At 69.7% G+C, this 26,069-nt stretch carries 28 protein-coding genes and 1 tRNA gene; 16 read left to right on the top strand and 13 right to left on the bottom strand.

What is annotated here, in order from left to right; all coding sequences use genetic code 11:
* Positions 1-87 precede the first annotated feature (87 nt).
* Both ABN273_RS31410 and ABN273_RS31405 read left to right on the top strand, forming a co-directional pair.
* Positions 88-777 (top strand): XF1762 family protein, encoded by a 690-nt coding sequence (locus ABN273_RS31410; protein ID WP_349452669.1) that lies wholly within the window; start codon positions 88-90, stop codon positions 775-777.
* Between the two features lie 100 nt (positions 778-877).
* On the top strand, positions 878-1,120 hold the full coding sequence (locus ABN273_RS31405) for a helix-turn-helix domain-containing protein (protein ID WP_349452668.1): 243 nt from the start codon (positions 878-880) through the stop codon (positions 1,118-1,120).
* 251 nt (positions 1,121-1,371) lie between these two features.
* On the opposite strand, the gene ABN273_RS31400 is transcribed toward ABN273_RS31405, so the two are convergent.
* Together ABN273_RS31400 and ABN273_RS31395 are read right to left on the bottom strand one after the other, a co-directional pair.
* Positions 1,372-1,445 (bottom strand) — tRNA-Pro (locus ABN273_RS31400).
* A 64-nt stretch (positions 1,446-1,509) separates the two neighbouring features.
* Positions 1,510-2,373, bottom strand: a complete 864-nt coding sequence (locus ABN273_RS31395; protein WP_349452739.1) for a metallophosphoesterase — start codon at positions 2,371-2,373, stop codon at positions 1,510-1,512.
* Between the two features lie 99 nt (positions 2,374-2,472).
* Here ABN273_RS31395 and ABN273_RS31390 point away from each other — a divergent pair, with 99 nt between their 5' ends.
* The gene (locus ABN273_RS31390) at positions 2,473-2,931 is read left to right on the top strand and encodes a GatB/YqeY domain-containing protein (protein WP_349452667.1); all 459 of its coding nucleotides are present in this window, start codon (positions 2,473-2,475) and stop codon (positions 2,929-2,931) included.
* A 226-nt stretch (positions 2,932-3,157) separates the two neighbouring features.
* Here the strand turns inward: ABN273_RS31390 and ABN273_RS31385 are convergent, their stop codons facing one another.
* On the bottom strand, positions 3,158-5,416 hold the full coding sequence (locus ABN273_RS31385; protein WP_349452666.1) for a transglycosylase domain-containing protein: 2,259 nt from the start codon (positions 5,414-5,416) through the stop codon (positions 3,158-3,160).
* Between the two features lie 244 nt (positions 5,417-5,660).
* On the opposite strand from ABN273_RS31385, the gene ABN273_RS31380 reads away from it, so the two are divergent.
* A complete protein-coding gene (locus ABN273_RS31380; protein WP_090771382.1) occupies positions 5,661-5,957 on the top strand; it encodes a WhiB family transcriptional regulator in 297 nt (98 codons plus the stop codon).
* Between the two features lie 51 nt (positions 5,958-6,008).
* Here ABN273_RS31380 and bagB read toward each other — a convergent pair whose 3' ends face one another.
* Together bagB and bagA are read right to left on the bottom strand one after the other, a co-directional pair.
* On the bottom strand, positions 6,009-7,181 hold the full coding sequence (gene bagB / locus ABN273_RS31375; protein ID WP_502911160.1) for an ATPase BagB: 1,173 nt from the start codon (positions 7,179-7,181) through the stop codon (positions 6,009-6,011).
* Complete coding sequence (gene bagA, locus ABN273_RS31370; RefSeq protein WP_349452664.1) at positions 7,178-8,179, bottom strand: ATPase BagA; 1,002 nt, start codon at positions 8,177-8,179, stop codon at positions 7,178-7,180. Before bagA ends, bagB begins: the two co-directional genes overlap by 4 nt.
* Before the next feature lie 77 nt (positions 8,180-8,256).
* Here bagA and sp36 point away from each other — a divergent pair, with 77 nt between their 5' ends.
* The 4 genes from sp36 to ABN273_RS31350 are packed head-to-tail and all read left to right on the top strand — an operon-like array spanning position 8,257 to position 10,480.
* A complete protein-coding gene (gene sp36, locus ABN273_RS31365) occupies positions 8,257-8,412 on the top strand; it encodes a Sp36 family protein (RefSeq protein ID WP_211370275.1) in 156 nt (51 codons plus the stop codon).
* Positions 8,409-8,867 carry a RidA family protein gene (locus tag ABN273_RS31360; RefSeq protein WP_349452663.1) on the top strand — a complete coding sequence of 153 codons (459 nt, stop codon included), beginning with the start codon at positions 8,409-8,411 and terminating at the stop codon, positions 8,865-8,867. The genes sp36 and ABN273_RS31360 overlap by 4 nt, the downstream gene beginning before the upstream one ends.
* Before the next feature lie 6 nt (positions 8,868-8,873).
* Positions 8,874-9,695 carry an NUDIX hydrolase gene (locus ABN273_RS31355; RefSeq protein ID WP_349452662.1) on the top strand — a complete coding sequence of 274 codons (822 nt, stop codon included), beginning with the start codon at positions 8,874-8,876 and terminating at the stop codon, positions 9,693-9,695.
* A complete protein-coding gene (locus tag ABN273_RS31350; protein ID WP_349452661.1) occupies positions 9,692-10,480 on the top strand; it encodes an MBL fold metallo-hydrolase in 789 nt (262 codons plus the stop codon). Before ABN273_RS31355 ends, ABN273_RS31350 begins: the two co-directional genes overlap by 4 nt.
* On the opposite strand, the gene ABN273_RS31345 is transcribed toward ABN273_RS31350, so the two are convergent.
* Both ABN273_RS31345 and ABN273_RS31340 read right to left on the bottom strand, forming a co-directional pair.
* Positions 10,462-11,142 (bottom strand): Crp/Fnr family transcriptional regulator, encoded by a 681-nt coding sequence (locus ABN273_RS31345; RefSeq protein ID WP_502911159.1) that lies wholly within the window; start codon positions 11,140-11,142, stop codon positions 10,462-10,464. The genes ABN273_RS31350 and ABN273_RS31345 overlap by 19 nt on opposite strands.
* Positions 11,143-11,313: 171 nt before the next feature.
* Positions 11,314-11,754: a hypothetical protein gene (locus ABN273_RS31340; RefSeq protein ID WP_349452660.1), complete on the bottom strand. Its 441-nt coding sequence runs from the start codon at positions 11,752-11,754 to the stop codon at positions 11,314-11,316.
* Positions 11,755-11,839: 85 nt separating this feature from the next.
* On the opposite strand from ABN273_RS31340, the gene nth reads away from it, so the two are divergent.
* Positions 11,840-12,562 (top strand): endonuclease III, encoded by a 723-nt coding sequence (nth, locus tag ABN273_RS31335; RefSeq protein WP_349452659.1) that lies wholly within the window; start codon positions 11,840-11,842, stop codon positions 12,560-12,562.
* Between the two features lie 52 nt (positions 12,563-12,614).
* A complete protein-coding gene (locus ABN273_RS31330; protein WP_349452658.1) occupies positions 12,615-13,262 on the top strand; it encodes an NUDIX hydrolase in 648 nt (215 codons plus the stop codon).
* A 14-nt stretch (positions 13,263-13,276) separates the two neighbouring features.
* Here ABN273_RS31330 and ABN273_RS31325 read toward each other — a convergent pair whose 3' ends face one another.
* Complete coding sequence (locus ABN273_RS31325) at positions 13,277-13,789, bottom strand: HEAT repeat domain-containing protein (protein ID WP_349452657.1); 513 nt, start codon at positions 13,787-13,789, stop codon at positions 13,277-13,279.
* Between the two features lie 81 nt (positions 13,790-13,870).
* On the opposite strand from ABN273_RS31325, the gene ABN273_RS31320 reads away from it, so the two are divergent.
* Positions 13,871-15,061 (top strand): MarP family serine protease, encoded by a 1,191-nt coding sequence (locus tag ABN273_RS31320; RefSeq protein ID WP_349452656.1) that lies wholly within the window; start codon positions 13,871-13,873, stop codon positions 15,059-15,061.
* Positions 15,062-15,122: 61 nt separating this feature from the next.
* On the opposite strand, the gene ABN273_RS31315 is transcribed toward ABN273_RS31320, so the two are convergent.
* From ABN273_RS31315 to acs, 5 genes are all read right to left on the bottom strand, one after another.
* Positions 15,123-15,566: a DUF309 domain-containing protein gene (locus ABN273_RS31315; protein ID WP_349452655.1), complete on the bottom strand. Its 444-nt coding sequence runs from the start codon at positions 15,564-15,566 to the stop codon at positions 15,123-15,125.
* On the bottom strand, positions 15,563-16,483 hold the full coding sequence (locus ABN273_RS31310) for an alpha/beta fold hydrolase (RefSeq protein ID WP_349452654.1): 921 nt from the start codon (positions 16,481-16,483) through the stop codon (positions 15,563-15,565). The genes ABN273_RS31315 and ABN273_RS31310 overlap by 4 nt, the downstream gene beginning before the upstream one ends.
* On the bottom strand, positions 16,473-16,913 hold the full coding sequence (locus ABN273_RS31305; protein WP_349452653.1) for a phage holin family protein: 441 nt from the start codon (positions 16,911-16,913) through the stop codon (positions 16,473-16,475). The genes ABN273_RS31310 and ABN273_RS31305 overlap by 11 nt, the downstream gene beginning before the upstream one ends.
* Positions 16,914-16,944: 31 nt before the next feature.
* Entirely contained in the window at positions 16,945-17,694 is a 750-nt protein-coding gene (locus ABN273_RS31300) for a Na+/H+ antiporter NhaA (RefSeq protein WP_349452737.1), read from the bottom strand.
* Positions 17,695-17,758: 64 nt separating this feature from the next.
* Positions 17,759-19,732, bottom strand: coding sequence for an acetate--CoA ligase (gene acs / locus ABN273_RS31295; protein WP_349452652.1), 1,974 nt, complete (start codon positions 19,730-19,732; stop codon positions 17,759-17,761).
* Positions 19,733-20,000: 268 nt separating this feature from the next.
* Between acs and ABN273_RS31290 the strand changes: the two genes are divergently transcribed.
* The 5 genes from ABN273_RS31290 (at position 20,001) to ABN273_RS31270 (ending at position 25,855) form a co-directional block, all read left to right on the top strand.
* Positions 20,001-20,783: a Fic family protein gene (locus ABN273_RS31290; protein WP_349452651.1), complete on the top strand. Its 783-nt coding sequence runs from the start codon at positions 20,001-20,003 to the stop codon at positions 20,781-20,783.
* A 978-nt stretch (positions 20,784-21,761) separates the two neighbouring features.
* Positions 21,762-22,802 (top strand): septum site-determining protein Ssd, encoded by a 1,041-nt coding sequence (ssd, locus tag ABN273_RS31285; RefSeq protein WP_349452650.1) that lies wholly within the window; start codon positions 21,762-21,764, stop codon positions 22,800-22,802.
* On the top strand, positions 22,799-23,977 hold the full coding sequence (locus ABN273_RS31280; protein ID WP_349452649.1) for a TadA family conjugal transfer-associated ATPase: 1,179 nt from the start codon (positions 22,799-22,801) through the stop codon (positions 23,975-23,977). The genes ssd and ABN273_RS31280 overlap by 4 nt, the downstream gene beginning before the upstream one ends.
* Positions 23,978-24,319: 342 nt before the next feature.
* Positions 24,320-25,027, top strand: a complete 708-nt coding sequence (locus ABN273_RS31275) for a type II secretion system F family protein (RefSeq protein ID WP_349452648.1) — start codon at positions 24,320-24,322, stop codon at positions 25,025-25,027.
* Between the two features lie 42 nt (positions 25,028-25,069).
* Entirely contained in the window at positions 25,070-25,855 is a 786-nt protein-coding gene (locus tag ABN273_RS31270) for a type II secretion system F family protein (RefSeq protein WP_349452647.1), read from the top strand.
* The last annotated feature ends 214 nt before the right edge of the window (positions 25,856-26,069 follow it).

Below are 26,069 nucleotides of genomic sequence, written 5' to 3'. Positions count from 1 at the left end.
GGCCTCTCGCCAAAGCTGATTGCTGGAGTGGGAGTGCGTTACCCGTTCAGGGCAGCGCTGCGGATCTGAGGCCCGCCCCAACCGGCGATGACCAAGCTCATCACCGACACAACTGCCACCGTTACGCCGACGTACCCGTGTTCGTCGAGACGCGTACTCGCCGAGGACGGCAAGACCCCCAGAACCCGATCGAACCGACTCTCGACTGCCGAGCTAACTCCACAGCTTAACGATCTCGGCGATGGCGGCTATATCCAGCCGCCATCTGCAACAAGTAGCGACGTCGACGGTGCAGGCCGGCTGGTCATCGTGCCGATCGCCCTGCGCACGGCCCGCGCGTTCATCGCCTGGTCGCACCGGCACCTCCTGCCTCCACGAGGTGCCAAGTTCGCCATCGGAGTCAGCACCGAAGACGGCACCCTTGTCGGTGTCGTCACCGCTGGACGGCCGGTATCACGCGTCTTCGACGATGGCCTCACCATCGAGGTCACTCGTCTGGCCACTGATGGCACACCCAACGCCTGCTCCGCTCTGCTAGGAGCGGCCTGGCGGGCCGCCAAAGCCATGGGCTACCGCCGCCCAATCACATACACACGCATCGACGAACCCGGCACAAGCCCGCGCGCTGCCGGGCTTAGCCGAGTCCCCGACCGTGCGCCCCGCCAGGGCTGGAACACTCCTAACCGACCGAGCGCATCCCGCGGCGCTGATGGCGTCACCCGCGTCCTGTGGGAGATCACCACAGACACTCCCGGACGCTGTGGAGCTGCCAAATGAGCCCCTTCCTCGGACTGGGCAACAGCGTCGTCCCTCAGCGAACGATGCACGCACTCCAAGTCCTGGAAGACCTTCTCGCGGTGCTTAGGAAGGGGGTTGCGTGAGTCCTCTGACAATTGCGGAGGTGACTGCTCTACCAGCCGTCGTCCCTCTCCTTACTGCGGCCAGGGCTTTGGGGCTGAGTCGCAACACCGCCTACCGTCTCGTGAATCGCGGGGAATTTCCGTGTCGCGTGATCAAGGCAGGTGACACCTATCGCGTACCCACCCTGGAACTGCTCGTGCTGATCGGCGTGGATAGAGCCACTGTCGAGGCGGTCCTGGGAACCGGCGCGATCAGATGATCCACTGACCAGAGGGCCCGGGTTCGTCAAAAGAGCCGGGCCCTCAACCATGTCCGGGAAGGGCCATGGAGCGTCTGAACGAGGCTTCTGGCGCTCGTCGGCCCGCGCATGGATCAAGGTGCCCGCGGAAACCCATTTGAACCCGCCAATGCCCCTGAGGGGCGTTCAGACGGACGGTCAAATGACGGTCAAATGATCAAGGGCCTGGTTCTCGATCTTGAGAACCAGGCCCTTAACCTGCGGCAACTCTGTCGGGGTGGCGGGATTTGAACCCACGACCTCTTCGTCCCGAACGAAGCGCGCTGCCAAGCTGCGCTACACCCCGGTGCACGCCGGTCTTGCGCGTGCTTGGAAAAGTCTAGCGGACTCCCAAGGTACTTGTGACCGTCTCAACGGCGGGGAACGAGCGTAAGCAGCGATGCCTCAGGGAAACAGGCGAAACGGGCCGGGGCGTACGGGGAGGTGCCGAGGCCCGCGGAGACGTGGAGCCAGGCGCTGTCGTGGCGGCTCAGGCCCTTGACCCGGGCCCGGTCGAGGCCGCAGTTGGTGACCAGGGCGCCGTAGAACGGGATGCAGAGCTGACCGCCGTGCGTGTGGCCGGCGAGCAGGAGCTGGTAGCCGTCCTCGGCGAAGCGGGTCATGTTGCGTGGCTCGGGCGAATGCATGACGCCCAGGCGGAGGTCGGCGTCCGCCGGGGCCGGGCCCGCCACGAGGTCGTAGCGGTCGCGGGAGATGTGGGAGTCGTGGATGCCCGCCACGGCCACGTCGAGGTCGCCCACCTTGATGCGGGCCGTGGTGTTGTTCATGTCGAGCCAGCCCTCGGCCGCCATGCCCGCTCCCAGCTCCTCCCAGGGCAGGGTGGGGACGTGCTGGCGGCGATCGTTCTTGGACGTGCGCCACAGGTAGCGGGCCGGGTTTTTGGGCTTCGGGGCGTACAGGTCGTTGGAGCCGTAGACGAAGAGGCCCGGGCGGGACAGCAGGGGCTCCAGGGCGTGCAGGAGTGAGGGGACGGCGTCCGGGTGGGCGATCGAGTCGCCGGTGTTGACCACCAGGTCCGGCTTCAGCGGGCCCAGGGAGCGGACCCAGTTGATGAGCATCGTACGGCGAGGCGTCAGATGCAGGTCGGAAAAGTGGAGAATGCGTACGGGACGCTGGCCGCGCTCCAGCACCGGCACGTCGAAGCGGCGCAGGCGGAACCAGTTGCGCTCCACCACGGAGGCGTAACCCAGCCCGGCGAGGCCGAGACCAAGCATGGACAGTGGCACTGCGACGGCTTTTCTCACGTACTCATGATGCCCGACATCCGGCGGGAGAAGTCCGCGCCGGTCCGCGCACGCGGCAAGATGGATCGCATGAGCGCATTGAAGGACAAGCTGAAGGCCGACCTGACGGCCTCGATGAAGAGCCGGGACGAGGTACGTCTCCGGACGATCCGGATGGCACTGGCCGCGGTGAACGTCGAGGAGGTCTCCGGCAAGGCGGCCAGGGAGCTGAGCGACGACGAGATCATCAAGGTGCTGACCAAGGAGGCCAAGAAGCGCCGGGAGGCGGCCGAGGCGTTCGGGAACGCGGGGCGGGCCGAGCAGGCGCAGGCCGAGCTGGACGAGCAGGCGGTGCTGGAGGAGTACCTGCCGGCGCAGCTCTCCGACGAGGAGCTGGCGGCCATCGTCGACGCCGCCGTCGCGGAGACCGGCGCTGCCGGGCCGCAGGCCATGGGGCAGGTCATGAAGGTCGTCAACCCGAAGGTGGCCGGGCGGGCCGAGGGCGGACGCGTCGCCGCCGCTGTCCGCGCCCGGCTGGCGGGCAAGTAGCAGCGGTCTGGTCTGCGCTGTCGGTCCCCGGCTGTCTGGAGGCGGCTCAGCGGGCCGGGGAGCCCCCGTGCCCGCCGCGGGTGCGGTCACGGGCCACCCGGCGCCGTACCCGCCGGAGGCGCGGTCACGGGCCACCGGGCGCCGTCCGGCCGGGGGGTGCGGTCACTGGCCGCCAGGCGCCGTACCCGCCGCCTGAGGGCGAGCCGAAGGCCGCCCGGCGGCGGGGTCAGCGGCCGTTCGTGGCGACGGGGCCGGTGAAGCCGCGGCCGCGCCCGTTGCCGTTGCCCGGCTGGCCCCCGTCCCCGCCGTCCGGCGGATTGAAGATGCTGAACGGGTCACCACCGTCCCCAGGCGGCCCCTCCTCGTCCTCGCCCTTCTTCTTCTTGGGCTTGGGCGCGCAGTGCTCCGTGCATCCGCCGAAGCGCGAGCGGTCCACCGGTGTGAACTCCGTCGGCTCGATCCCCTTCAGCGCGGACATCATCGAGTCCTTCCAGATCCGCCCGGAAATGGAGGCTCCGTACACGTACGAGTAGTACCGTCCCCCGATCGTGATCCCGATCAGCTTGTGGGACGAGGTGCCGCGCGGGTCGCCCAGGCTGACGGCCGAGGCCAGGTTTGGGGTGTAGCCGGCGAACCAGGCCGACATGTAGTTGTCGGTCGTCCCCGTCTTGCCGGCCGCGTCCCGCCCGATGCCGCCCACCTCCTGCATCGTGCCCTTGGTGAACACCCCGGACAGGATGCCGCTGACCGCGTCGGCGACCTCCTCCTCCAGCACCTGCGAGCACTTCGGCTTGTACTGCTTCGCCTTGCCGTCCCGGTCCCTGATCTCCGTGATCGCCAGCGGCTTGCAGTATTGCCCGCGCGAGGCGAACACGGCGTACGAGCTGGCGATCGTCACGGGGTCGACCTCGTTGACCCCCAGCGTGAACGTCTCCACCTCGGACAGCTTGTCCCCGTCGGCCCGCTTGACCCCGAGCTTCTTGGCCATCTTGACCACGCTGCAGAGCCCGACCCGCTGCTCCAGCTTGAGGAAGAACGTGTTCACCGAGCCCCAGGTGCCGCTCTGGAGCGTCTTGAAGCCGCCGCCGCCCTCACTGGAGTTGCGCACGGTGTGGGACGGGTCGCCGACGTTGTCGCCCTTGCAGTTCTTGAACGTGCTGTAGCTGCCGGCCTGGAAGCCCGCGGGGGCGGGGAAGCCGTCGCCGTACTTCATGCCCTCTTCCAACGCCGTGGCCAGCGTGTAGACCTTGGCCGTCGAGCCCTGCTGGAACCCGCGCCCGCCGCCGTGCGCCGCGTCGGCCACGATGTTGTAGCTCATCTCGTTCTTCTTCTTGCTCCCGCCGAACTTCCGCGAGGCGGCCATCGCCTTGATCTCGCCGGTGCCGGGAACGACCATGGCCTGCGAGGCCACGGGCTTGTCCTTCTTGGAGACGTACTTCTTGATCGCCTTGTCGGCGGCGGCCTGCATCTTCGGGTCGATGGTGGTCTTGATCTCCAGGCCGCCGCGCTGGAGCAGCTTCCTGCGCTCGTCCATGCTCTTCCCGAAGTCCTCGTTGTTGAGGATCTCGTACTGGACGTAGAGGCAGAAGTACGGGAATTTGCTGGCCTCGCAGCCGCCGGGCGCCTTGACGTTCTTCCAGCCCAGTTTCTTCGCCTTGGCCTCGTTGGCCTCCTGCAGCGAGATCTTGCCGATCTGGGCCATCCGGTCGAGCACGAGGTTGCGCCGCTGCAGCAGCCGCTCCCGCGACTCGGGGCCGACACTCGGGTCGGTCCTGGCGGGGTTCTGTACGGCGGCGGCCAGCGTGGCCGCCTGGACGAGGTTGAGCTCGGAGGCGGGCTTGTCGAAGAAGCGCCTGGTGGCGGCCTGGATGCCGTGGGCGCCGGCACCGAAGTAGGCGATGTTCAGATATTTCTCGAGAATCTGGTTTTTGGTGTACTTCTTCTCGATCGCCATCGCGTAGCGCAGCTCGGCCAGCTTGCGAGAGATCGTCGGGGCGATGGCCGCCTGCTGCTCCGCGGGCGTCTCGGCCTTGTTGACCAGCACCTGCTTGACGTACTGCTGCGTGATGGACGAGCCGCCCTGCATCACGCCGCCGCTCGAGAAATTCTTGAGGAGTGCTCTCGCCGTTCCCTCAACATCGATCGGCCCGTGCTGGTAGAAACGGAAGTCCTCGATCGCGATCAGGGCCGTCTGCATGATCGGGGCGACCTTGTCGAGGGGCACGATCTGGCGGTTCTCGTAGTAGAACTGCGCGAACTGCTTGCCGTTCGCGTCCTTCAGGATGGTGCGCTCGGGCAGAGGGGGTTCGTCGAGGTTCTCGGGCTTGAGATTGAGGCTTTCCACAGCGCTCTTCGTGGAGATCCCCGCCCCGCCGACCGCAGGGAGGGCCACGGCCGCGGCCAGCACCCCGGCGACGATGCCTGCGATGATCAGACGCAGGATGCCGAGGACAGGGTTGGAACGATCTTTGCGCTGCGCTTGCACGCTAACAAGGGTACGTCGAAACACTGACCTTTCCGGTAGCACGACACCATTTCGCCTTGACTGACGGGGGTGACTAGTCATTCCCGGTCAAGACCGCCGCGAGAAATTGGTCCTCTGGGGTCTGTCGGCCCGAACGGGTAGTTGCGTACGTTCTCCTCTGCGGCAACTGAATACGGAGGCTCGGCGCCCGCGCCCGTCGGCCCCAAATGACGACTGACCACCTAAGGGGAGTGGGGTCGAACAAATGTGGATCACGGATTGGACCTCCCGTGCCGCCTGTAAGGGTGCGGATCCGGATGCCCTGTTCGTGCAGGGCGCCGCGCAGAACAGGGCCAAGCTCATCTGCCGGGGCTGCCCGGTCCGTACTGAATGCCTCGCCGATGCGCTGGACAATCGCATCGAGTTCGGGGTGTGGGGCGGTATGACCGAACGCGAACGGCGTGCGCTGCTTCGACGGCGGCCCGACGTGGACTCGTGGCGCGACCTGCTCGAGTCGGCCAAGGAAGAGTACGAACGAACCAACGAGCTGATCGCGGGCTGAGCCAAGCCCGGCGAGCCGAGTACGGCCGGCGCCGTCCGCCGGCCGTACTTTTTATGCGCTCGCCAGCAGGTCCCCGATCTGCCGCAGACCCATGAGATCGTGGACGTCCTCGGACATGGCGCGAACCTGCACCACGGGAACCGTGGGGTGGGCCGAGATGAAATGCTCCTGCTCACGGCCTTCACGGGCCGCGAGCTGCATTCGCCCGGCGTGCAGCCGCAGCACGGCGGCGGTCAGCTCGTGCTCGCCCCGCGATTCCAGGTCCTCCGCGGCCGCGGCGCTACGGGCGGCTGAGAGGACCGAGGCGGGCGACATGTGCACGCGGTTGACCACCAGGCCGGCCAGCGGCATGCGCTCCTCGGCGAGCCGCTCGACGAAGTAGGACGCCTCGCGCATGGCGTCCCGCTCGGGCGCGGCCACCACGAGGAAGGCCGTGCCGGGGGCCTGCAGCAGCTTGTACGTCATCTCGGCCCGCTGCCTGAACCCGCCGAAGACGGCGTCCAGGGCGGACACGAACGTCTGCAGATCCTTGATCACCTGTGCGCCGAGCAGCTTGGTCATCACGCCTGCCATCAGCCCGAACCCGGCGTTGAGCAGCCGGAACGCGCTGCGTCCTCCGGCCTTGGCGGGCGCGGTGAGCAGCCGGATGAACCGCCCGTCGAGGAAGCGCCCGAGCCGCTCGGGGGCGTCGAGGAAGTCGAGGGCCGACCGCGACGGCGGCGTGTCCACGATGATCAGGTCCCACTCGTCCGAGCGGCGGAGCTGGCCCAGCTTCTCCATGGCCATGTACTCCTGCGTGCCGGAGAAACTGGACGAAAGCGACTGGTAGAAGGGGTTCGACAGGATCTGGCGGGCCCGCTCGGGGTCGGCGTGCGCCTCGATGATCTCGTCGAACGTGCGCTTCATGTCGAGCATCATGGCGAAGAGCTGGCCGCCGCCCTCGGGCGAGGTGACCAGGCGCGGGGTGTTGTCCAGCTCGGTCAGCCCCATCGACTGGGCCAGGCGCCGCGCGGGGTCCACGGTGAGTACGACCGCGCACCTGCCGCGCTCGGCCGCCCGCAGCCCGAGCGCCGCCGCGGTCGTGGTCTTGCCCACGCCGCCGGCGCCGCAACAGACGATGATCCTGGTGCCCCGGTCGTCGAGTATCGCGTCGATGTCGAGCGCTGCGGGCTTCTTCACGCTGCTCCTTGAGTGTGGGGGGGCTGCGGGCCGAGGCCGCTTCATGCCGCTCCTTGGGTGCGGATGCTCTCTGCCAGCTCGTACAGGCCCGCCAGGTCCACGCCGTCGGCCAGCAGGGGCAGCTCGTAGCTCGTCAGCCCCGCCTCGGCCAGCGAGTCGCGCTCCGCGCGTTCCAGCTCCGTGCGGCGGGCGTGCTCGACGATCTCCTCCGCGAGCGCCTCGGCGAACGACGAGGCCTCCGCCCCGTCGGCCACCCCGGCTGCCTTGAGCCCGAGCACGAGCTCCCCGGTGTCGAACCGGCCCTTGACAGCCGTGTCAAGAGCGGCCTGCGGGAGCAGCGATTCGCGGACCATGTTGATGAAAATTCCACCGGCGGGGAGTCCCGCTGAGCGCAATTCGGCGATGCCGTCGAGCGTCTCCTGGACGGGCATCTCCTCCAGCAGCGTCACGAAGTGCACCGCCGTCTCCGGAGATTTCACGACTCCGTTGACCAGGTCGGAGTGGTTCTTGATCGGCCCGACCTTGGCCAGGCCGGCCACCTCCTGGGTGACGTTCAGGAAGCGCGTGATGCGTCCTGTCGGCGGCGCGTCGAGCACGACCGCGTCGTAGACCCTGCGGCCGTTCTTGCCCCGCCTGCGCACGGCTTCGGTCGTCTTGCCCGTGACGAGCACGTCGCGAAAGCCGGGGGCCACGGTGGTGGCGAAGTCGACGATGCCCATCTTGGTCAGCGCCCGGCCGGCCCTGCGCATCCCGTAGAACATCTCCATGTAGTCGAGCATGGCCTCTTCTGGATCGACGGCCAGCGCGTACACGTCGCCGCCCGAGGGCGCGACCGCGATCTTGCGTTCCTCGTAGGGCAGTGGTGGCAGGTCGAAGATCTGCGCGATGCCCTGCCTGCCCTCGACCTCTACGAGCAGCACCTTCCGCCCGCCGGCGGCCAGGGCGAGCGCGAGAGCGGCGGCCACGGTCGTCTTGCCGGTGCCGCCCTTGCCGGTGACCACGTGCAGCCGCACGCCGGCCCAATCCGTGTCCGGAGACTCCACGACTCGAGGCTACCGAAGGGTCACTTGCGGAAAGCCGACGACCACCCTTTGAGATTGCTCACACTAATCTGGCCCTCATGAAGAAATGGGAGTACCTCACGGCCCCGGTGCTGATTCACAACACCAAGATGATCCTCGACAACTTCGGCTCCGACGGCTGGGAGCTGGTCCAGATCGTGCAGGGCGCCTCGCCCGAGCAGCTGGTGGCCTACTTCAAGAGGGAGAAGCAGTGACTCCGGAGCAGAAGATCGCGGATCTCGGCCTGACGCTGCCCGAGGTGCCGGCGCCTGCGGGGGCCTATGTGCCCGCCGTGCGCACGGGCAACCTCGTCTACACCTCGGGCCAGGTGCCGTTCGTGGACGGCAAGCTGCAGAAGACCGGCAAGGTCGGGGCCGACCTGACCACCGAGGAGGGCGCGGAGCAGGCCCGCATCTGCGCGCTCAACGCGCTGGCCGCGGTGCGGGCCGAGGTCGGTGACCTGCAGAAGGTCGTACGCATCGTCAAGGTCGTGGTGTTCGTGGCCAGCGATCCGGCCTTCACCGAGCAGCCCAAGGTCGGCAACGGCGCCAGTGAGCTGCTCGCTGAGGTGCTGGGTGAGCCGGGCAGGCACGCACGCAGCGCGGTCGGCGTGGCCGCCCTCCCGCTGGACGCGCCCGTGGAAGTGGAGCTGATCGCCGAAGTAGCCTGAGGCACTATGACGGATGTGACCGGATTGCCGCTTCCAGCCGAGCTCGCCACGCGGGCGCGGGAGATCCTCGCGGGGCGGGCCGAGCCGGTCCCCACACGGGACGCCGCCACGGTGGTGATCCTGCGCGACGGAGCGCGCAGGCCGGAGGTCTATCTGCTGCGGCGGAAGTCCACGATGGCCTTCGCGGCCGGCGCGTACGTCTTTCCCGGCGGCTCGGTGGACGCCCGCGACACCGACCAGGCCGTGGCCTGGGCCGGCCCGTCACCGGCGGAGTGGGGCGTGGTCTTCAACGCCGGCGAGGAGGTCGCGCGGGGGCTGGTGTGCGCGGCCGTCCGGGAGACGTTCGAGGAGTCGGGCGTGCTGCTGGCCGGCCCCGGGCCCGACTCCGTGGTCGCCGACACGACGGGGGACGACTGGGAGTCGGACCGGCTGGCGCTGATCGACAGGAGCCTGGGCTTCGCCGACTTCCTCGCCCGGCGCGGCCTGGTGCTCCGGTCCGACCTGCTCAAGCCGTGGGCCCACTGGATCACGCCGGAGATCGAGCACAGGCGCTTCGACACGCGGTTCTTCGCCGCCGTGCTGCCGGCGGGCCAGCGCACCCGCGACGTCGGCGGCGAGGCCGACCACGTGGTCTGGCAGCGCCCGGCGGAGGCGATCGAGCTGGCGCACAAGGGCGAGATCTTCCTGATGCCGCCCACGTACCGGACGCTTACCGAGCTGTCGGCTCACGACAGCGTGGCGGGGGTCCTGGCCGAGCGCCGGGAGATCGTGCCGATCATGCCGAGGGCCGTGGAGATCGAGGGTGAGATGCGGCTGGTGACCAGGTGAGCGGACTGCACATCCCGATCGGCACGCCCGACGGCTCCCGTACGCGACACGCCGAGAACCTGCTCGCCCCCAACCCCTCCGCCATGACGCTCGACGGCACCAACACCTGGGTCATCGGCGAGCACGAGGTGGTCGTCGTCGATCCCGGTCCCGAGGACGAGTCGCACCTGCGCCGCGTACGCGACCATCTGGGGGAGCGCCGCGTCACCGAGATCCTGCTGACCCACGGGCACTTCGACCACAGCGGCGGCGCCAGGCGCTTCGCGGAGCTGGTGCGCGCCCCCGTACGTGCGCTCGATCCCCGGCACCGGCTCGGCGACGAGGGGCTCGCCGACGGCGACGTGGTCACGGTGGACGGCCTGGAGATCCACGTGTACGGCACGCCGGGCCACTCGTTCGACTCGCTCTGCTTCTGGCTGCCGCAGGACCGCGCGATGCTGACCGGCGACACCGTGCTCGGCAGAGGCACCACGATCATCGCCCGCGACGGCGGCCTGGCCGACTACCTCCGCAGCCTCGACCGGCTGAGGGCCGCCGCGGAGAGCCTGGAGGCGCGGGCGCTGCTGCCCGGCCACGGACCGGTGCTGCCCGACCCGATCGGCGCGCTCGACGGCTACATCGCCCACAGGCGGGAGCGGCTCGACCAGATCAGGGCGGCGCGCGAGCAGGGCGCGCGCACGCCGCGCGAGATCGTCAAGGTCGTGTACGCGGACGTCGACCGCTCACTCTGGGCCGCCGCCGAGATGTCCGTCGTGGCGCAGCTCGACTACCTCGACCGGTTGTAGAGCCGGTCCATGTCGAGGATGACCACGGCCTTGGCCTCGATCCGCAGCCAGCCGCGCTGGGCGAAGTCGGCCAGCGCCTTGTTCACCGTCTCGCGCGAGGCGCCGACGAGCTGCGCCAGCTCCTCCTGCGTCAGGTCGTGGTGCACCCGCAGGCCTTCCTCGGTCCTGATGCCGAATCGATCGGCCAGGTCGAGCAGCTGCTTGGCCACGCGCCCCGGAACGTCGGTGAAGACCAGGTCGGCCAGGACGTCGTTGGTGCGGCGCAGCCGCTGGGCGAGCGCGCGCAGCAGGTGGAGCGCCACCTCGGGGCGGCCGGTGAGCCAGGGGCGCAGGTCGTCGTGGCCGAGCCCGGCCAGGCGCACGTCGGTCAGCGCCGTCGCGGAGGCCGTGCGCGGCCGCGGGTCGAACAGGGACAGCTCGCCGAACATCTCGCTCGGCCCGAGCACGCTCAGCAGGTTTTCCCGTCCGTCAGGCGAGGTGCGGGACAGTTTGATCTTGCCTTCCAGCACGACGTAGAGCCGGTCGCCGGTCTCGTTCTCGTGGAAAAGCGTCTGTCCCTTGGAGAGCTGGACCTCCGTGATGCTCGTACGCAGCGCCGCGGCGCTCTCGCGGTCCAGCGCGGCGAACAGGGGGGCCTTGCCCAGCACATCTTCGGTGTTCACTCTGCCTCCTCTGCTGCCATTGTGACTCACCCCACTCTGCGTGGCACACACAGGTTATGGGAATGCTGGAGTGTTCTGCGCTTTTAGGACGAGTCGTATCCAGGGGAAAGTTACCTGATGCCCTGATTTGAAGGGGTATCGGCCCTCCGGAAGCGCCGCTCTCCGGAAGCGTCAGGAGGCCAGGAGGTCGTCCACCGAGGCCACCGCCGCGGCGACCGATCGCCCGAGCAGCACGCGGAGCACGTCCGCCGCCCTGGGCCGGGTCGTGGGGTCGGGCTGGCGGCACTGCCGTACCGCGAGGCGCAGGGCGGGAGGCAGGACGGAGGTGTCGCCGTCCGTGCGGCCGGTGCCCGCGAAGACCACCAGGTCGGCCCAGGCCCGCATGTCGTCGGCCGCGGAGCCGGGCGTGACGCCGGGCTGCCAGCCGATCAGCACCTGGCCGTGGCTGCCGAGCGCGACGCTCTCATGGCTGAGCCCGAGCCCCACGTTGCCCCGCGCGTGCAGCCTGGCGACGGCGGAGGCGCAGGTCAGGGCCAGGTGATGCAGCGCCTGCCCGTTGAGCGGCCCCGACGTACGCACGAAGTCCGACAGCACCGCACCCTGACCGCTCATGGCCACCGCCTCCTGTGTCGCCAGGTTGTACGCCGGCAGGGCCGTCCTGGGTTCAACAGTTCGCGGGAGCTTCTAGTCTTGCGGCATGGCCACGAACGCGGCGGGGCGCAAGCCGGAGACCCAGCTCGCACTGGTACGGCGGGCGCGCAAGATGAACCGCATCCTCGCGGAGACCTACCCCGAGGCCCATTGCGAGCTGGACTTCGGCAACCCGTTAGAACTTCTGGTCGCGACCATCCTGTCCGCGCAGTGCACGGACAAGCGGGTCAACATGGTCACTCCCATCCTCTTCGCGAAATATCCGACGGTGGCCGACTATGCCGCCGCGGACCCGTCCGAGATGGAGGAGATCATCCGCTCGACCGGCTTCTTCCGCGCGAAGACCAACAGCATCATCGGCATGGCCAGGGCGGTGTGCGAGCGGTACGGCGGAGAGGTGCCCGGCAAGCTGAAGGACCTGGTCACCCTGCCGGGCGTGGGCCGCAAGACCGCCAACGTGGTGCTGGGCAACGCGTTCGGCGTGCCGGGGCTGACCGTCGACACCCACTTCCAGCGGCTGGTGCGCCGCTTCGGCTGGACCGAGGAGACCGACCCCGTCAAGATCGAGCACGCCGTGGGTGAGCTGCTGCCCAAGCGGGAGTGGACGATCTTCTCGCACCGGGTGATCTGGCACGGCCGCCGCATGTGCCACGCCCGCCGGCCCGCGTGCGGCGTGTGCCCGCTGGCCGCGCTCTGCCCGTCGTACGGCACCGGCCCCACGGCGACGGCCGAGGCCACGAAGCTCGTCAGGCCCGGCCCCTTCTCCTGACCAAGCTCCCGATCAAGGGAAGTCATCGGAACCCCGCCGTGTTGGAGGACGCGTGACCGAAGTGCCCGACTGGCTCGACAGACTGGCGGCGCAGGCTGAGCGGATCAGAGTGCCCAGATACCTGCGCCCCCCGGACGGGGCCGGACGGGCCGCGGCGGTGCTGATGCTGTTCGGCGAGGGGCCGCTGGGTCCTGATGTCCTGCTCATCCAGCGCAGCACGCGCGGGCGCAACCACGCCGGCCAGCCCGCGTTCCCCGGCGGCGGCGTGGACCCCGACGACGGAGGGCCGGTCGCGGCGGCGCTGCGCGAGGCCGAGGAGGAGACCGGCGTCGACCCCTCCGGCGTCCACGTGCTGTGCACGATGCCCGAGCTCTACCTCGACCGCAGCGACAACCGGGTCACGCCCGTGATCGCCTGGTGGCGCGAGCCGTCCGCCGTGCACGCGGCCTCACCCCACGAGGTCGAGTCCGTGGAGCGGGTGCCGATCGCGGAGCTGGTCGATCCCGGCAACCGGGTCACGCTGCGGCATCCCAGCGGGTTCGCGGGGCCGGCGTTCCGGGTGCGGGGGATGCTCGTGTGGGGGTTCACGGCCATGGTCCTGGACACCGTGCTGCGCGAGGGCGGGCTCGAACTTCCGTGGGACCCCACGCAGGTCGAGGACCTCCCGCAGCACGTGATCGACCTGGCCTCGAGGGGCTGACCCGGCCTCGAGGGTTAACGGGCCGATCTCAGCGCCACGCCGAGCGAGGCCCAGCCCGCCACGTCCTTGTCGCTGTCGGCCGCCAGCGCGCGCAGCGTCTCCAGGCCCGCCCGATCAGGTGGGTCGCCGAGCACGTGCTGCAGCGCGTACGCGGCGCCGTACCGCACCCTCGCGTCGTCGTGGCCGGCCAGCTCGATCACCGACGGCAGCGACCGCGGGTCGGCCAGGTGGCCGAACGCGATCAGCACCGAGTAGAGGACCATGGCGTCGTCCTCGCTGGCGGCCAGATAGCGCAGCACCGGCAGCGTACGGTCCACGAACGGCTCCAGCATCCCCATGATGTCCACGCCGAGCAGGCGCTCGGCCACCGTCCTCGCGGCGCACAGCCGGCGAGCCTCGATGAACGACTCCAGGTCGCCGCGCTGGCGCAGCACGGAGATCACGTGCCAGCGCAGCGGGCCGTCGGGGTCTGTGTCGTGTAGAGCTGCCTCGATGAGATCGCGCACTGTTCCCTCGGCCGGCGGCATACCGCCCAAGGTAGACATGCGGTAGCGCCGTCCTGGAGGAAGACGTGCACACTTGACCGTATCCCTGGTTACCTTTGAAACGTGCGCGGTGATCTGCTTGACCTCATCTTGATCGGCCTCGTGATCGCCTTCGGTATCTCGGGTTACCGGCAGGGCTTCATCATTGGGGTCATGAGCTTCGTGGGGTTCGTGGGCGGGGCCGTGCTCGGCGTCTTCATCGCGCCGCCGATCTCCAAGGCCGTGGTCAACGGCGACACGCCGCAGGCGCTGCTGGCGATCGTGATCGTCTTCCTCGCCGCCACCATCGGCCAGTTCGCCTCCTCGACCCTCGGCGCGGTCGTGCGCAGCCATGTGACCTGGGAGCCCGCCAGGGTGGCCGACGCGGTCGGGGGCACGTTCTCCAGCGCGCTGTCCGTGCTGGTCATCGCCTGGCTGATCGGCTCGCTGATCGTCTCGACGGCGTTCACCCCGCTCGTCGACCAGGTGAAGAACTCCGCGCTGCTGACCACGGTCGACGAGGCGATCCCGCAGGCCGCGCGCGACTGGCAGCAGCCGTTCAAGAAGTTCATCGACCGCTCCGAGTTCCCGCCCGTCTTCGACGCGATCGGCGCGGACCAGCTCATCGACGTGCCGCCGCCGGACCAGAGCGTGCTGCAGGGCAACAAGCTGAAGCGGGCCCGGCTGGGCATCGTCAAGGTCCAGGGCAACGCCGAGAGCTGCAACAAGCACATCGAGGGCACCGGCTTCGTCTACGCGCCCGACCGGATCATGACCAACGCCCACGTGGTGGCGGGTGTCACCCGTGACCTGCAGGTCATCGACTCCGCCAACACGCCGCACCCCGCCACCGTCGTGCGCTACAACCCGCGGCGCGACATCGCCATCCTGTACGTGCCCGGCCTCGACCTGCCGCAGCTCGCCTTCGACGGCGACGGCGGGCGGGGCGACAACGCGATCATCGCCGGGTTCCCCAAGAGCAAGGGCTTCACCGCCGAGCCGGCCAGGATCGGCCGCCAGCTCGACGCCGAGGGGCCCGACATCTACCGCGACACCACGGTCAGGCGCAAGGTCTACGCGATCCGCGGCCGGGTGCTGCCGGGCAACTCGGGCGGGCCGCTGCTCACGGTGGACGGGCGCGTCTTCGGCGTGATCTTCGCCGCGGCGACCAACGAAGCCGACACCGGCTACGTCCTGACCGCCGAGGAGGTCGCCCCCGACGCGGCCCAGGGCAGGAACGACACCACGCAGGCCAGCACCCAGCAGTGCGACTGACCCATCCTTGCCGTCCCTTTTTTGGGGGCGATCGCGCGCGAAGGGACCCGCAGGAGCCGCGCTAAGCCGGGAGCTTGGCCAGGATCAGCGCGATGGCCTCGTCGGGGTCGCTGTCCTGGCTCAGGGCCGAAGCCGCCTTGCCGACCGCGTCGTACGCACCGCCGTACCCCTGGGCCTTGGCGGAGCCCCGGCTGAAGAGGGTCACCGCCCCGCGCCCGTTGCCGCGCTGGAGGTGCGTCAGGCCGACGCAGATCTGCGCGAGGCCCTGCCAGAGCTCGCGCTCCTCATCGGGCGCGCATTTCCAGCGGCCCTCGAACACCTCGTGCGCGTTGAACGGCAGGCCCTCGCGCAGGAAGCGGCGGCCGTCGGCCAGGGCCTGCTCCGCGGTGGGCGCGTAGTCGTCGGGGACCCTGGGCACGCCGGGTTCGCCGTAGGGGAGCGGCCTGCCGTACGCGTCGCGCGGCCTGGCGCTGCGCGGCCTGCCCTCGGGATCGCGGTCTCTCATCGGTCGGGCTCCGGATCGGCCAGCCAGCCGAGCAGCTCGGTGTCGAACACGTCGGGGATCTCCTCGTGAGGGAAGTGGCCGGCTCCTTCGAACAGCCGCCACCGGTACGGGGCCGCCACGTAGCGGCTCGAACCCTGCGCCGTACGCGGCAGGAGGCGCGGGTCGAGCGCCCCGTGCAGGTGCAGCGTGGGGGCCTGGATCTCGGTGCGCATGGCCCTGGCGTAGCGGCGGCCGTCGGGGCGCAGCTGGGAGCGGCCGAACCAGCGGTGGTACTCGAGAGCCGAGTGTGCCACGGCGGGGATGCGGAACGCCTCGCGATAGACCCGCGCGGTCTCGGGATCGGGCCACCCCGGGCGTGACCACTGGTCGAGCAGCCGGCCCACCAGAGCCGCGTCGCGGCGCCTGAGCCGGTGTTCCGGCAGCAGCGGCAGCTGGTGGCCGAACGTCTGCCCGCTGGCCTTGAGCTGGCCGAACGGATCGATGAGCAGCGCGTTGCGCAGCCGCAGCGGATGCGCGGCGGACACGGCGACCAGCCGGCGCACGCACTTGGGGTCGAGCACGGCCATCGTCCAGGCCAGCAGCCCGCCCCAGTCGTGCCCGACCACGATCGCCCCGGTCTCGCCCAGCGCCCTGATCAGCCCGGTCGCGTCGGCGGCCAGCGTGGGCAGGTCGTAGCCGCGCGGCGGCTTGTCGCTGCCGCCGTAGCCGCGCAGATCGGCCGCGACCGCCCGGTATCCGGCCTTCGGCAGCGAGACGAGCTGGTTGCGCCAGGTCCACCAGAACTGCGGGAACCCGTGCAGCAGCAGCACCAGCGGTCCCTCGCCGGCCTCGACGACGTGGAAGCGGGTGCCGCCGGCGTGGACCGCGCGGTGTGTCCAGGGCCCCTCGATCTGGACGACCGACTCGTCAGGTGCCATCGCGTGTCACCGGCTCGCGATTGGGGCGGACCGCGGGAAGCGTCTCGTCCTCGGGCGTGGCGATCTCCTTGAGCCCCTTGATCGATCTGGCGGTGCGCTTCATCCCGGCCAATCCCTTGAGCCGTCTGATCCCGTAGAACACCCCTGCACCTGCCAGCAGCAGGTAGATCACCGTCACGATGAGGAAGGCCAGCCAGATCGGCATCACGAGGGCCAGCGCGTAGGCGCCCGCGAAAGAGGCGAGGATCAGGCACAGGTGCGCCATGAAGGCGGCGGCGGCGAAGGCCCCGACTGCCGTCCCGACCCGCTTGGCGTCGAACCTGAACTCGGCCTTGGCGAGCTCGATCTCCGAGCGGACCAGGGACGAGATGTGACTGCTCGCCTGGGCGACCAGCGAGCCCAGGGATTCTTCCTCGGGAGTCTGCGGCATGAACGTCTCCTATCGAGGCCTGGTGGCCGTGTCAAACATCATCCAGCGCAATGCGATGCTTGCGCACCCTCACGTGAAGCAGCACCGCCGCCAGGATCGACGCGATGACGCTGGCCGCGAGGACCCCGGTGGTGACGGCTTCGGCTCGCTGCCGGTCGTCACCGTACGCCAGGTCGCCGATCAGCAGTGAAACCGTGAACCCGATCCCGGCCAGCAACGACACCGCCGTTATGTCCCGCCAATGGAGCTCTTCCGACAGTTTCGCCAGGCCGAGCCGCACCGACAGCCAGGCGCCGCCGAACTTACCGAGCACGAGTCCCGCTATCACTCCCAGAACTACCCGATCGGACAAGATAGCGCCCAGGCTGGATCCGTCCAGCTTCACCCCCGCCGACAGGAACGCGAACACGGGCACCGCCAGACCAGCCGAAATCGGCCGGAAGTAGTGGTCGGCCGCCTCGGCGTTCGCGGTCGTACGGGTCAGCAGGCCCAGTGCCACTCCCACCACGGTGGCGTGCACCCCGCCGGCCTCGACGGCGTACCAGGCGGCCACGCCCAGCGGCACGAGGGTGAGCTTCTGGTGCGGCAGCAGTGCGTACGCGGCCAGCAGGGCGGCGCCCAGGAGCAGCATGAGGACGTCCACGTGGCTCGTGTAGAAGACGGCGCCGTGCTCACCCCAGCTGACCAGCAGGTAGGCGATGGCGGGCACCACCATTCCGGACAGGGACGCGATGATCGGGAGTGCGGCCTTGCGGACGTTCGCCAGCTCGCCGTGGACCAGTTCCGCCTTGACCCCACAAAGGGCGCATATCCCTATATGGGGACATACGCCCTTTGTGTGGGGATCAGTCCTCGGACTTCGCCGACGGGAGCTTCTCCGAGATCAGGTTCATCACCGTACTGTCGGCCAGGGTGGTGACGTCGCCGATGCTGCGGTTCTCCGCCACGTCGCGCAGGAGGCGGCGCATGATCTTGCCGGAGCGGGTCTTGGGCAGCTCGGGCACGACCAGGATCTGGCGCGGCTTGGCGATCGGGCCCAGGGTCTTGGCCACGTGGTTGCGCAGGTCGGCGGCGATGTCGTCGCTCTCCTCCGCCGAGCCGCGCAGGATCACGAACGACACGATCGCCTGGCCCGTCACCGGGTCGGTCGCGCCGACCACGGCCGCCTCGGCCACCTTCGGGTGGCTGACCAGGGCGCTCTCCACCTCCGTGGTGGAGATGTTGTGGCCGGAGACGAGCATGACGTCGTCCACGCGGCCGAGCAGCCACAGGTCGCCGTCCTCGTCCTTCTTGGCGCCGTCGCCGGGGAAGTACATCCCCTCGAACCTGCTCCAGTACGTGTCGATGTAGCGCTGGTCGTCGCCCCAGATCGTGCGCAGCATCGACGGCCACGGGTCGCGGACCACGAGGAAGCCGCCGCCTCCGTCGGGGACGCTGTTGCCCTGGTCGTCGACCACGTCCGCAGTGATGCCCGGGAGCGGGCGCATCGCGGCGCCCGGCTTGCCCGCGGTGACGCCCGGGAGGGGGCTGATCATGATGGCGCCCGTCTCCGTCTGCCACCACGTGTCGACCACGGGGCAGCGGTCGTGGCCGATGTGCTCGCGGTACCAGACGTACGCCTCGGGGTTGATCGGCTCGCCGACGGAGCCCAGGATGCGCAGGCTGGACATGTCGAACTTGGCGGGGATGTCGTCCCCCCACTTCATGAACGTCCTGATCGCCGTGGGCGCCGTGTAGAGGATCGTGATCTTGTACTTCTGCACGATCTCCCAGAACCTGCCACGGTGCGGGGTGTCGGGGGTGCCCTCGTAGATGACGCTCGTGGCGCCGTTGGCCAGGGGGCCGTACACGATGTAGGAGTGGCCCGTCACCCAGCCGATGTCGGCAGTGCACCAGTAGATGTCGGTCTCGGGCTTGAGGTCGAAGACCGCGTTGTGGGTCCAGGCGGTCTGCGTCAGATAGCCGCCGGTGGTGTGCAGGATGCCCTTGGGCTTTCCGGTGGTGCCGCTGGTGTAGAGGATGTACAGCGGGTCCTCGGCGTCGTGGGGCTCGGCGGTGTGCTGGTCGCTCTGCCGGTCGACCACGTCGTGCCACCACACGTCCTTGTCGCCGGTGGCCACGTCCTGGCCGGTGCGGCGTACCACGAGGACGTGCTCGACCTGGGGACACTCGGCGACGGCCGCATCCACCGTGGGCTTGAGCGCCGACGGGTTGCCCCGGCGGTAGCCGCCGTCGGCGGTGATGACGAGCTTGGCGTCGGCGTCGTCGATCCGGCTCTTCAGCGCCGAGGCCGAGAACCCGCCGAACACCACCGAGTGGATCGCCCCGATGCGGGCGCAGGCCAGCATCGCGATCGGCAGCTCGGGGATCATCGGCATGTAGATGGCCACGCGGTCGCCCTTGGCGACGCCGAGCTCCTGGAGGGCGTTGGCGGCCTTGCTGACCTCGCGCTTGAGGTCGTGGTAGGTGAGGGTACGGGTGTCACCCTCGGGCTCGCCCTCCCAGTAGTAGGCGACCTTGTCGCCGCGGCCCTCTTCGACGTGGCGGTCGACGCAGTTGTAGGCCACGTTGAGCTCGCCGCCGATGAACCACTTGGCGAACGGGGGGTTCCACTCGAGCGTCTTCTCCCACCGTTTGGCCCAGGTCAGCCGCTCGGCTGCGCGCTCCCAGAAAGCGAGACGGTCGGCGGCGGCCTCGTCATATGCGGCGGCGGTCACGTTCGCGGCCGCCGCCAGGTCAGCCGGCGGTGCGAACCGGCGGTTCTCCTGCAGCAGGTTGGACAGCGCCTGGGTCTCGTTGCCAGGGGTCTCCGAGGCCACCTCGTGCTCCTTCTATGGCCAGATTGGATACGTCGTGTCCCACTTCACCAGCTCACAGGCTCCACACACAAGAGGTCTAGACAGGTCCGTACCGAGGGGCCCTGCTTATCAGGTCGCCTAACGAACGCTATTGAAATGTTGTCATCCCGAAATCGGGAGGGGACCCATAAAGGCTTGCGGATATTCGATTGGCGGGCTTTACCGGCCTCGCCGCGGCTGTCGGGACGCTGGTACGGTCGGGCCGTACCCGCGGGTAGGGTCGGTTCCCGTGAGTGACCCATTGGCTGTCATCGCGGAGTTGTCCGGCGTGGCCGAGGCCGTGGACTCGGCGCGGCAGGCCGTCGACAGGCTGTATCGCCACCGCGTCCTGCGCCGGGCCAGCCCGGCGGTGTCCGCGGAGTCGTCCCTGCGCGGCGCCCGTGCGTCGGCCTGTCTGGAGGGCGTGGACGTGTCCCTCGACGCCCTGCGCCGGGACGAGGTCCGCGACCCGCTGGTCCAGGGGGCGCTGCGCGCGTCGGCGGAGATGGGCCGGATGGGCTCGACCTGGCGTACGGCGCCCAGGCAGGTGCTCGCCCGCCTGCACGCGGTGGCGGCCGCCGGTCTCGCGCCGCACTCTTCCCTGGGCCGTCCGCGCTCGGCGTCCTTCGACGCGCCGGATCCGCTCGGCCTGGGCCCCGCGCCAGGGGCCGCTGCGGCGGCGGCACGCATGGACGGGCTGTTCGGCCTGCTGGAGGGGGCCGCCAAGGCGCCCGCGATCGTGCTGGCCGCCGTGGTGCACGCCGAGCTGGCCGTGCTGCGGCCCTTCGGCACGGCCGACGGGATCGTGGCGCGTGCGGCTGAGCGGCTGACCCTGGTCGAGTACGGGCTGGACCCGAAGTCGCTGGTGGCCGTAGAGGTAGGGCACCTGGAGGGGGCCTATGCCGATGGGTTGCGGGCGTACCTGAGCGGGACGCCGGAGGGCGTCGCGCAGTGGGTACAACAGTGTGCCTCCGCGGTAACCCTCGGGGTACGCGAGACGACCGCCATCTGCGAGGCCATGCAGAGGGGCTGAGCGCTCGGCGGGCGGGGTGCTCGGCGGGCGGGGTGCTGACATAGCTGACGGCGTCTCAGTCAAGAGACGCCGTCTGCCGGTGCATCACGCCGGGTTACCAAGCGTGCACCTCTATTCGTCGGAGCGGGTCAAGCCCGTCACGACGCGCCTCCCGCGGCTGGTCGCGCGTGGGTGCCCGGCTGATGCACCCGGACAAGGGGTCCGTGACTCCTTTCTATGCCGGATCCGGCCTGATGGGAACCCCTCAGAGCAAGACCTTTACCCGCCTATGAGGCCAGGCCCGGCATATGCCTCCTCCAGCACCTCCGGCCATCTGGTTATCAACCTGTGACGATCACGGAGAGTGATCTCCTTTATGTGATCGTTATGGCAGGGACAAAAAACTTGGCGAAAATGCGAGATTGCTCCTCGACGAAACTCGAGTCGATCGGGCAGCATACGTTGGTATCGCCCGAAACTGGAGCGACTGTGCACGGGGAAGCTTTGCCAGTCCCTTGCCAGGCTCTGGTGAAGTGATGAAAGCTTTCTTCTGAAACGGGACCGGCTCTACCCCCCCGGAGCCGGACCGATCGGCGACCCCCGCTCTCCCCCCCGGCGGGGGTCGCCCCATTTCCGCCCCCCCTCGGCCTTTCCTCCAAGCCGCCCTCGAGCCGGCCGCACCCTTCGCCGTAGCGGCGCCCGGCCACTCCAGCACGACCCGCCCCGCCATTGCACCCGGCTACTGCGGCAGGACCACAGTGGCGCTGCGCCATCGCTCCCGGCCACTGCGGCACCCATCGCAGCGGCGCCCGGCCAGTAGCTCATCGGTCGGCCTCAAAGCACATGGCGTTCCTCGGCCCCTCGGACCGGCAAGCGCGGTTATCCACAGCGGCACCCCACCATCCACCCACAATCCCCAGAACCCCGTTCACCCTCTCACCGCCTCCACCACCTCCAGCAACGTTGGCCTCCCAACCCCACCCCACCAGGGAGCCGGCAATGCACCGTCCGCTCGTCATCACCGAAGATCACGCCCTGCTCGACGACCTCGTCCGCATAGCGGCCGCAGCAGGCGCCCAACTTGACGTGGCGCACGTCCCGGCCCACGCCCGCCCGTTCTGGAACCTGGCCCCGCTGGTCGCGGTGGGCGCCGACCAAGCAGACGCCGTGGCCGCCACCTCACCGCCCACCCGAGACCAGGTCCTCCTCGTCACCCGGGCCGCCGAAGACCCCGACACCTGGCGAAAATGCGTGGCGGTCGGAGCCCAGGCCGTCGTGGCGCTCCCCGACGACGAGCGCCATCTGGTGCAGCGGTTCGCGGACGCCATGGAGCCCGACCCCCGCTCCGGGTCCGTGATCTGCGTGATCGGCGGCCGCGGCGGGGCTGGCGCAAGCGTCCTGTCGGCCTGCCTGGCCCTGCGCGCCTCGGGTGACCACCTCCGCACCCTCCTGGTGGACGCCGACCCGCTGGGCGGCGGCATCGACGCGCTGCTGGGCCAGGAGGAGGCAGCGGGCGCGCGCTGGGGAGATCTGGTGGCCCGCGAGGGCCGGATCAACTCCAGCGCGCTGCAGGCGGCCCTGCCGTCGTTCGGTGACCTGGCGGTCCTCTCGTTCCAGAGGGGCGACATTGCGGCGATCCCGGCCCAGGCCATGCGTTCAGTCCTGGAGGCAGGCCAGCGAGGCTTCGACCTGATCGTGGTCGACCTCCCACGCCATCTGGACGCCGCCGCGATCGAGGCTCTCACCAGGGCGAAAACCGCGTTGGTCGTGGCCACGGCGGACGTACGCGGCATCCTGTCGACCGTCCAGGTGCTGGGCGAAACACGCAAACACACCTCTGACATCCGTGCGGTGCTCAGGCCAGGAGTCCTGGACGACGACACCGCCGCGGGCTCGCTGGGCATCCCGTCCACCGGCACCCTGCCGGACCAGCCAAGGCTCACCGCCACTCTCAACCGTGGCGAGCTGCCCAGACTGGGCCCCCGCACCGTGCTGGGCGCCTTCTGCGCCGGCCTCCTACGAGAGCTTCTCCCGGCATGACCACCCTGCCCTCATCCCAAGGAGCCGTCTCGCCGGAGCTGGTGGAAGCGGTTCGTGTCCGCCTGGCCCGGGCGGGTGTGGAGCCCAGCGCCGCCCAGGTGGCAGTGGCCTTGAGAGCCGAGAAATCCGTGTACGGCGACGCGGAGATCCTCGCGGTGGCCAGAGCCCTCTGCGCCGATCTGATGGGCGCGGGCCCGCTGGAGCCGCTCCTGGCCCGGCCGGACGTGACAGACGTCCTGGTCAACGGACCACGCGAGGTGTGGATAGACGACGGCGGCGGCCTACGCCGCACCCAGGTCGCCTTCACGGACGACGGAGCCGTGCGCAGGCTGGCCCAGCGCCTCGCGGCCGCCGCCGGCAGGAGACTGGACGACGCCTCCCCGTACGTCGACGCCAGGCTCGCGGGAGGCGTCCGCCTGCACGCCGTGCTCCCGCCGGTGGCGTCGGGCGGCACCTGCGTGTCGCTGCGCCTGCCGCCGCGCCGCACGTTCACCCTGGAAGACCTGGTGTCGGCAGGGACAGTCACCCCGTCCGCGATTGAAGTGCTGACCGCCATGGTCACGGCCAGGCTGGCGTTCCTGGTGACGGGCGGCACCGGCACGGGCAAGACCACGCTCCTGTCGGCGTTGCTGTCGCTGGCCGACCCGGCAGAGCGCCTCCTCCTGGTGGAGGACTCCGCCGAGCTGCGCCCCCTCCACCCCCACGTGGTCCGCCTGGAAACCCGCCCGGCGAACCTGGAGGGCGCGGGCGGCGTGGGCCTCCGTGACCTGGTACGCCAAGCGCTGCGTATGCGCCCGGACCGCCTGGTGGTGGGAGAGGTGAGAGGCAGCGAGGTGGTCGACCTGCTGGCCGCGCTCAACACGGGCCACGAGGGCGGCTGCGGCACACTTCACGCGAACACCGCTGCCGACGTGCCACCTCGCCTGGAGGCACTGGGCTGCGCGGCGGGCCTGACCAGGGAAGCCGTGCACAGCCAACTGGCCGCGGCTCTCGACGCGGTCATCCACCTGACCCGCGGCCGCCCGGACGGCCGAAGGCGTATAGCCGAGATCTGCCTGCTCTCCAGAACGTCGACCGGCTTCGTCGAGTCCATCCCCGCCCTGACCTTCGACACACAGGGAAACTCCCGCCCCGGCCCGGGCTACGAGGCCCTGTCGCAAAGAGCACACCCATGAAGCCTCACGCAGCCGAGCCGGAGCACGGGGCCTCACCTGAACCGGACACCGTCCTTGGGGCGCCGACTGGTCCAGGCACCGTCCTCCGTGCGCCGACTGGACCAGACACCGCCCTCCGCGCGCCGACTGGACCGGACACCCACCGTGGCGCCCTCCTTTGGGCGCCGATGCCTAGGCGGCACCTCGGCGAGACCAGGGCGTCCTTGAAACACCTCCCATCGGGCACCACCACCACGCCGATCAGGATTACCCGGTCGGCCAGCTACAGTGCCTCATCCACTTCGAAGGCGGGGCGATGACTGGCGCCCTGGAAACCGCGTTGTGCATGTCGGAGGCGGCGCGATGACTGCCGCCCTTGTAGCCGCGCTGTCCACAGCCTGCGTCGTGTGGTTGTGGACAGCCCCTGACACCCCCACAACCCGCCTGGCCAAACTGACCGTGGGCGGGCAGAAGCCCCAATGGAGCTCCCTGAGCAGGCTGTTCACCCGTCCGACCCCGGCGCGCCGCGCAGAGTCCTGGCGCCGGGCGTCAATAGAGCTATGCCAGGCATTGTCGGCGGAGCTCTCGGCCGGCCGTACCCCCGGCGAGGCATTGACCAGGGCGATAGCCGCAGTGGACCTCCCGACCCCGGAAGCCCTGCGCCCCGTCATCGCGGCGGCAAGGGACGGCGGCGACGTCTCCGCGGCCCTGATCTCGTCAGTGCCACCCCAAGGAGGCGAGGGCCTACACCAACTGGCAGCCTGCTGGGAGGTAGGCGTCACGGTGGGCGCGGGCCTGGCCACGCTGGTCGAGCGGGTCGGTAGCACGTTACGCACAGCCCAAGCCCACCGCCAGGACGTCGCCGCCCAGCTGGCAGGCCCCCGCACCACGGCCAGACTCCTCGCCGTCCTCCCAGGCCTCGGCCTTGTGATGGCCGCGGCCCTGAACATGCACCCCCTGGACTTCCTGTTCGGCAGCCTGCCCGGCCTCATGTGCCTGGTAGCGGGCATCGCCCTGGACGCCTGCGGCCTGTGGTGGACCAACCGCATGGCAGCTCAGGCACAAGCCTGACCCACAGCCGAGTCACATACCGATCTTGATTGGACCTGGCCGATGCTCCAGCTGTTGTCCGCGTTGCTCGCCGGCACGGCCACCTGGCTGTGGTGCTCACCACTAACCCCCACAGAACGCCTGTCCCGACTACGCCCGCCAAACGGACTGCGCCCCGAAAACCAACGAGCGCACATCAGGAACGAAGAGCCACCTCACCCGACCTCGCTGGATCTCCCTCCACCCCGCATCACCCGCAAGACGATCATCATCGCCGGCTGCACAGGGCTGATCCTCGCCCTTCTGATCGGCGGCGTCATCGGAACCCTCGCAGGCATCCTGACCACTCCAGCGGTCGCGATCTTCCTCCACAAGAAGCAACCCCAGCGGCCTCACCACGAGCGCCGGCGAATCGCGGCCGACCTGCCGTTCGCCGCCGATCTGATGACCGCATGCCTCCTGGCCGGCCGCCCGGTGAGCGCCGCCACCGACATGGCCGCCGACGCGATCGGCGGCCCGCTCGGCCAGCGGTTGAAGTGGGTCAGCACCCAGCTACGTCTCGGCGCCGACCCCGAACCCACTTGGGGCGCCCTCGCCAAGGACCCGGCCACGGCCCAGCTCGCACGAGCCATGAGCCGGGCTGCTCAAAGCGGCGCCCCGGTGGCGGACGTCCTGACCCGCCTCGCCGACGACGCCCGCGAAGCCGCCAGAGCCGCCTCCGTGGCCGCGGCCAGAAGCGTCGGCGTCAAAGCAGTGGCCCCCTTGGGCCTGTGCTTCCTACCGGCATTCGTCCTGGTGGGCATCATTCCGGTAATAGCCGGCCTGGCCGCCACAATCGTCATCCCATAAATCCACAGGCTTGGGCGACGGCGACGGATCACCCGGAGAGGGCACTCCGAGCCGCCTCGGCTGCCGATGGCGGGCGGCGGCGGTGCAGCGTGACACGACCACCACAATCCGGGGGCGGTCGCGGGCGGGCGAGGGGGCGAGTGGCGGGCTACCCAAGCATGATCCCACTTCAAGATCAGTCCCGCGGCGTTCCGCCCGGCCGTGCCGGGCCAGC

This window comes from Nonomuraea sp. B19D2, from assembly GCF_040137845.1.
Lineage (GTDB): Bacteria > Actinomycetota > Actinomycetes > Streptosporangiales > Streptosporangiaceae > Nonomuraea.
This window is presented reverse-complemented; position numbering and strand designations above follow the sequence as displayed.

What these genes read in the sequence shown, in the direction of transcription:
- ABN273_RS31410 (WP_349452669.1), top strand. Translation starts at nt 88, where the DNA reads ATGACCAAGCTCATCACCGACACAACTGCCACCGTTACGCCGACGTAC.
- ABN273_RS31395 (WP_349452739.1), bottom strand. Translation starts at nt 2,373, where the DNA reads ATGCTTGGTCTCGGCCTCGCCGGGCTGGGTTACGCCTCCGTGGTGGAG.
- ABN273_RS31390 (WP_349452667.1), top strand. Translation starts at nt 2,473, where the DNA reads ATGAGCGCATTGAAGGACAAGCTGAAGGCCGACCTGACGGCCTCGATG.
- ABN273_RS31380 (WP_090771382.1), top strand. Translation starts at nt 5,661, where the DNA reads ATGTGGATCACGGATTGGACCTCCCGTGCCGCCTGTAAGGGTGCGGAT.
- bagB (WP_502911160.1), bottom strand. Translation starts at nt 7,181, where the DNA reads ATGAAGCGGCCTCGGCCCGCAGCCCCCCCACACTCAAGGAGCAGCGTG.
- sp36 (WP_211370275.1), top strand. Translation starts at nt 8,257, where the DNA reads ATGAAGAAATGGGAGTACCTCACGGCCCCGGTGCTGATTCACAACACC.
- ABN273_RS31355 (WP_349452662.1), top strand. Translation starts at nt 8,874, where the DNA reads ATGACGGATGTGACCGGATTGCCGCTTCCAGCCGAGCTCGCCACGCGG.
- ABN273_RS31340 (WP_349452660.1), bottom strand. Translation starts at nt 11,754, where the DNA reads ATGAGCGGTCAGGGTGCGGTGCTGTCGGACTTCGTGCGTACGTCGGGG.
- nth (WP_349452659.1), top strand. Translation starts at nt 11,840, where the DNA reads ATGGCCACGAACGCGGCGGGGCGCAAGCCGGAGACCCAGCTCGCACTG.
- ABN273_RS31325 (WP_349452657.1), bottom strand. Translation starts at nt 13,789, where the DNA reads ATGCCGCCGGCCGAGGGAACAGTGCGCGATCTCATCGAGGCAGCTCTA.
- ABN273_RS31315 (WP_349452655.1), bottom strand. Translation starts at nt 15,566, where the DNA reads ATGAGAGACCGCGATCCCGAGGGCAGGCCGCGCAGCGCCAGGCCGCGC.
- ABN273_RS31310 (WP_349452654.1), bottom strand. Translation starts at nt 16,483, where the DNA reads ATGGCACCTGACGAGTCGGTCGTCCAGATCGAGGGGCCCTGGACACAC.
- ABN273_RS31305 (WP_349452653.1), bottom strand. Translation starts at nt 16,913, where the DNA reads ATGCCGCAGACTCCCGAGGAAGAATCCCTGGGCTCGCTGGTCGCCCAG.
- ssd (WP_349452650.1), top strand. Translation starts at nt 21,762, where the DNA reads ATGCACCGTCCGCTCGTCATCACCGAAGATCACGCCCTGCTCGACGAC.
- ABN273_RS31280 (WP_349452649.1), top strand. Translation starts at nt 22,799, where the DNA reads ATGACCACCCTGCCCTCATCCCAAGGAGCCGTCTCGCCGGAGCTGGTG.
- ABN273_RS31275 (WP_349452648.1), top strand. Translation starts at nt 24,320, where the DNA reads ATGACTGCCGCCCTTGTAGCCGCGCTGTCCACAGCCTGCGTCGTGTGG.
- ABN273_RS31270 (WP_349452647.1), top strand. Translation starts at nt 25,070, where the DNA reads ATGCTCCAGCTGTTGTCCGCGTTGCTCGCCGGCACGGCCACCTGGCTG.